Source organism: Paenibacillus thermotolerans (genome assembly GCF_028745515.1).
Lineage (GTDB): Bacteria > Bacillota > Bacilli > Paenibacillales > YIM-B00363 > Paenibacillus_AE > Paenibacillus_AE thermotolerans.
This window is the reverse complement of record NZ_JAQZSG010000073.1, coordinates 1-5,105: the sequence shown is the minus strand read 5'-3', so window position 1 is coordinate 5,105 and position 5,105 is coordinate 1. Positions and strand designations below refer to the sequence as shown.

General features: G+C 42.3%; 7 protein-coding genes. 2 read left to right on the top strand and 5 right to left on the bottom strand.

Annotation, left to right across the window (positions count from 1 at the left end):
- Positions 1 to 44 precede the first annotated feature (44 nt).
- Together PT964_RS26140 and PT964_RS26135 are read right to left on the bottom strand one after the other, a co-directional pair.
- Positions 45 to 620, bottom strand: a complete 576-nt coding sequence (locus tag PT964_RS26140; protein ID WP_274366297.1) for a nucleoside/nucleotide kinase family protein — start codon at positions 618 to 620, stop codon at positions 45 to 47.
- Between the two features lie 57 nt (positions 621 to 677).
- The gene (locus PT964_RS26135; RefSeq protein WP_274366296.1) at positions 678 to 1,157 is read right to left on the bottom strand and encodes a GNAT family N-acetyltransferase; all 480 of its coding nucleotides are present in this window, start codon (positions 1,155 to 1,157) and stop codon (positions 678 to 680) included.
- Between the two features lie 159 nt (positions 1,158 to 1,316).
- Between PT964_RS26135 and PT964_RS26130 the strand changes: the two genes are divergently transcribed.
- Both PT964_RS26130 and PT964_RS26125 read left to right on the top strand, forming a co-directional pair.
- Complete coding sequence (locus PT964_RS26130) at positions 1,317 to 1,679, top strand: CidA/LrgA family protein (protein WP_274366295.1); 363 nt, start codon at positions 1,317 to 1,319, stop codon at positions 1,677 to 1,679.
- Entirely contained in the window at positions 1,669 to 2,370 is a 702-nt protein-coding gene (locus PT964_RS26125; RefSeq protein ID WP_274366294.1) for an LrgB family protein, read from the top strand. Before PT964_RS26130 ends, PT964_RS26125 begins: the two co-directional genes overlap by 11 nt.
- Positions 2,371 to 2,403: 33 nt before the next feature.
- On the opposite strand, the gene PT964_RS26120 is transcribed toward PT964_RS26125, so the two are convergent.
- From PT964_RS26120 to PT964_RS26110, 3 genes are all read right to left on the bottom strand, one after another.
- Entirely contained in the window at positions 2,404 to 2,865 is a 462-nt protein-coding gene (locus tag PT964_RS26120) for a GNAT family N-acetyltransferase (RefSeq protein ID WP_274366293.1), read from the bottom strand.
- Positions 2,866 to 3,057: 192 nt separating this feature from the next.
- Complete coding sequence (locus PT964_RS26115) at positions 3,058 to 3,783, bottom strand: SDR family NAD(P)-dependent oxidoreductase (protein WP_274366292.1); 726 nt, start codon at positions 3,781 to 3,783, stop codon at positions 3,058 to 3,060.
- A gap of 209 nt (positions 3,784 to 3,992) precedes the next feature.
- Positions 3,993 to 4,838 (bottom strand): CPBP family intramembrane glutamic endopeptidase, encoded by an 846-nt coding sequence (locus PT964_RS26110; RefSeq protein WP_274366291.1) that lies wholly within the window; start codon positions 4,836 to 4,838, stop codon positions 3,993 to 3,995.
- Positions 4,839 to 5,105 lie beyond the last annotated feature (267 nt).

Sequence of the window (5,105 nt, the reverse complement as noted above, 5' to 3'; positions counted from 1 at the left end):
TTCTTTTCAAAGGGCAAATTACTTCATTACAGGAATGGCTCCTTTTAACCGGTTTCATTTACCTTTATACAACGATCCTGCCCTTTGTTCAGCTTGTCGATGATTATGCCTGCAATTTCGCGGATTGGTAAAGTTCCATCGACGATGATGTCGCTATTTGGTTTAATTGTATGTAACATCTCAAGATAACCCCGTCTTCCACGGAAAATATAATTTTCCATTTCCCGCATAATATGATCGACAGAGCGATCCTTAAAATCTCTAATAATACGACGTGCCATCGCAACATCCAAAGGAGTGTCAATAAAAACCGCAATATCTATGAGATCTTTTATATCAGAGTGTTTATAGGCAAAAGGAAAATCTAAGACAATGTAATCTAAGGGCTCATTAAGCGACGACTTCAAATCCCTAATAAGAGGAGCCAAGTTCCACTCGTCATAATTTGCTCCATTGTCAACCCAATCGATAATGTCATCTGGCCCGTCGAAATCGTAGTCATCAAAAAATAGTGATTTGGATTTTTTTAGCGCTTCGTTCAAATAAGTTGCTACTGTTGTTTTTCCTCCGCCAGAAACGGCCGCAATGGCAATAACAAATGGTCGCTTTTCGTTTTTCATAACTTTTTACACCGCTTTTCCGATCATCAAAGCATGATAGTTGATCACTTTTAACCGCTAACTGTTAAAGGATTGTTTGAATTTCCCATCATGATATGTTTCAACGTAGGTGCCGTTCGTGTATTCAGAAATAACTTTACGCCAAAAAGTCTGTGCAGGCAGATTCCTTTCAATTTGAGTCACTTCCCAAGCACCTTGAAACATTGAGAAAATTCGTTTTGCCGCTATTTCTCCTAGCCCTTTGCGTCTGTATCTCTTCATTATGAAAAATTCTGCAATCGTATTTGTTTTCTCGCCATTCAAAAATATACTTCTCACCAGCACAAAACCAATTATTTTATCCGAAAGCTTAATGATAAAGGGGTGATGATCGTCCGTGTCGGTCCAATACTTTTCCAACGAGTAAAAGCCAAAATTGCCGGATTCGGATAAATCGATGTCCAAGTATTCACTGAAATCGTAAACATAATATTCAATAATATTTTCCAAAACTCGACTTTCCTCAAATGGTACTTTGTACAATTCTATATCCAACACATCTCCTGCCCTTCCGGGATAATCTACTTTTCCATTATATAACACTTTCCCATTGCGCTGAACAATCTATTAATAAATCCATAATTCGTGCAAAATGCCGCTCCGGTTGCTAGAATGGTGATGAACATCAACTTTTGAACTTAAGAAACGGGGATTTTTGTGCGAGGCTTAGCCATTCTTCTCGGGTTTCAATTTCTGGGCACTGCCATTGCGGAAGCGGCACGCATTCCGATCCCCGGCAACGTGCTCGGATTGATCTGTTTTCTAATCGCTTTGTTTGCAGGCTGGGTCAAGGTGGAATGGGTGGAGCAAACCGCCTCCCTGCTGCTGAAGCATATGATGCTGTTCTTTGCTCCGCTGATCGTGGGCACAATCGTATTCTTTCCGATGCTTGTCCGCGAGTGGCTGCCGATCGCGCTGTCTCTCGTGGCGGGAACTGCCGTTCCGATACTTGTTACCGGTTTGCTTGCAAGCAAATGGGCTCCGTCTGAAGACCGTAGGAGGGATGCCAATGGCGGATAACGGTTTTTTGAGTCTATTGCATACTCCATTGTTCGGAATCACGCTGACCGTCGCTTTATATGCCGTTTCTTTGGGAATCGGCAAGCGATTTGCCTGGCTTCATCCGCTATTCCTGACCTCGGGAAGCATAATAGCTCTGTTATTGCTTATGAACATCCCCTATGAGACTTACTCGATCGGCGGAGACATGCTGACGTTTTTGCTGGGGCCAGCTACTGTAGCGCTGGGGGTCCCGCTGTACAAACAAAGGGACGTAATTAGGAAGCGGCTGCTCGGGATGCTGGGCTCGATCACCTGCGGATGTGCGGCGTCCATTGCCTCAGGCTGGCTCATTATGACGGCATTCGGGGGCTCTTATGAGGCGATGCTCGCAACGCTGCCGAAATCCGCCACGTCGGCGATCACAATCGAAATCGCTCGGGTCATCGGCGGGCAGCCTGAATTGACGGCCGTATTGACGGTGCTGACGGGCCTTAGCGGCAGCATGATGGGACCGGCGCTGCTCAAGCTGCTGCGAATCGACGGCGACGTCCCGGTCGGACTTGCGATCGGCACGGCCGCTCACGGAATCGGCACCTCCCGCCTGCTGCGGGATTCCGCTGAAGCCGGCGCTTACAGCGGCTTGGCGATGGGAATCGCCGGCATCGTGACCGCGCTGTTAATGGTACCAGTGGTTTTGTGGTTGTTGTAGAATTCACCTTCTGCATTTCTTCAGCGTTATCAGTTAGTTGAATACTGAGGCCTGATAAATCTTTGTTTCATCACCGGTAATGCTGAACCCGGTAGCGACATGGATCCATCCGTTTTTCTCATAATATTCATCCAAATCGGTACAAAGATATAGTTTTTCGTACCCCTTGTTTCGAGTTTCTTGGAGCGCATGTTGAAGCAATGTGCCTCCAATGTTTCGACCTCTATGTCCAGGCGCGACATACAGGCAGGCGAGCCACGGGTATATATCTTGCCGAGAGATCAAATCGTTTCGCAACAAAGCGTATGTACCGATTATCGATTCACTTTCTAAAGCAATATAGAAGCTTGGCAAATCGCTAGCTGTTTTGATTGAATGCAGCATACAATCGTGGTAAAAATTAAAGTTTTCCTCGGTCTCCCATTGGCTCCAAAACAGCTGCACCGCATTTTCGAAATGTTCGACCTTATCTTTTAGTTCGTAAATTTTTAACACGATGTCCTCCTATTTTTGCTTTTTCACTTCACAGGTTTATGGCTTTTTATAATTAATGTAGAAGGTATTATCCGAGCCTTTACACCTGAATACCATTTATTCGGATTAGAGGAATCGTTATCGTCGACATATGAATCCTCGATTACTTTATCAATAACAAAGCCGGCGTCAATTAACCCATTAACAAAGGTGCTAACTTTTCGAATATGCATCACAATCGGTGTAAGAATTTAATATCCTTCTAACTATTTTTTTAGCAACACTTTCGGCTGATTTTAAGGAACCTGTTTCCTTTGCCTCCTTAAAAAATTTTGCAATAGGTAGGCACTCTTCATTACGTGCAACTGCTTGCATATCCGTATCAACCATTCCTGGGTCGACAGTATAAGTTGTTAATAACTTATGATTTTCAATATGTATGCAAGAAGTGAACATATTTAATGCAGCTTTTGAAGCACAGTATAGGCTCATGCCCGCTGCAGCTTGTTTTCCTGAACCTGAGGAGACATTCACAATGGTTCTTTGAATATTCCACTGCTCAGTATGCTTTATTAGAGATTGGGTTAATAAAATTGGTGCTAATAAGTTAGTCTGTACATTTCTAATTGTATCCTCGGGACTACATTTATCTATAGATCCCAACGGAGTTACTTGGGCTGCGTTATTAATTAGCGTTATTGATACTATCTTAGTTTTTATCCGTTCCAGTATCCCTTTAATTAAGTCTGATATGCCTTCTGTATCATGCAAATCATATTTTATAAATTGCATTGCACAGCTGTTCTGATTGGAAAGTTCTAAAAGATAATCGTTATTATTCCTAGCTATTGAGAAAATCAGATGATTACGTCGTATGAGCTGTTTACATATCTCAAACCCCAACCCACGTGAGGTTCCAGTAATAATAAATGCCCTCATATTACACCCCTACTTTCCTAGTTTGCAGAAAACTAAAATGATGGCACTATGTGACTAACACGGTGGCTCTCACAGATAAACCACATGGCTCCTCGGCACCGAAATATTCATTCAGCATTTCTCCCATTGTAAACTGTGAATGTTGTGATGTTAACGTAAAATACAAGAAAACCAATGGTCTCTACCATTGGTTTTCTCGCGTATTTCGCTCAGTTCAGTACAGATTCGCTGACTATTACGTGCCGTTTCCGCTTCATATTTAATACAATGATAAAAACACATAAGCTTAGTGCAATTTTTATAATCGTACCAACTGGTTCCGTCCATTCGTTGCTCGGAACAACTGTTGAAAAGTAAGCGTTATTCGAATTAAAGAGCGCGTGCATTAGAATACATAGAAAAACACTATTTGTTGCAATATAGACAACACTTAATAGCACACTCATCCAGAGCACGGAAGCACAAAACCACCAGAAATTCAATTCCGTCTGCACCGTCCCATTAATGAACCAAAGGGGGATGTGCCATATTGCCCAAAATACAGAAACCACTATTGTCGCTTTAATAGGTGAAAATTTCTTTAAGAGTTCAGGAAGAAGAACACCGCGCCAACCCACCTCTTCCAAACCGCCACCGATCATAAACATCGGAATCGTCAATAAGACCATATAATAAGGTCCTGGAAAATCAAGCTTTGCACCGTCTACAACTTGTGACAGCAGCGAAAATACGAGAGGGATAAAAATAACAAAAGGATAAGCGATCCATGGAGCTTTGAATTTTATAATTTGCTTTAGAAATGCTTTAAATTCACTCTTTGGCCCAAAAAAGCGTTGAGCGATCAATGCGGATAGAACAGGCCCTAATAACCCTCCCAGGATGTATAAGACGAATAAGGGCTCGCCATCCTTCATTTTGTGATCCAAGGTGACTGCTACGACAATCCAAGGGATCCATGTGATTAAAAAATTCACTAACAGAAATACTAAGCTTTTTTTCACGCCACCACTACTTTCCAGATTTCTCGCACAACAAAAAGCAAAGCAAATGATCATTAGGATTATATCATGTTTACATAATTACTAAAGAGTTATTTTACAATAAAACCTTTCAGTTAATATGGCTTATCTTGCCGTTAGTGCAGCGAGCACTGGTTTCGTTTGATCTCCCGTTGGCGCTAACTACAAGAGAAGAATGGCTAATGAAATTTTTCTGACCGTTTGTTGAAGAAATATCTTGAGGTTTGCGGAGGTCTTATGTTGGTAAGAGCACGGTGATGTGAATGCTAGACTAGAGTAGACAGAAACCGACAGATAAGATTG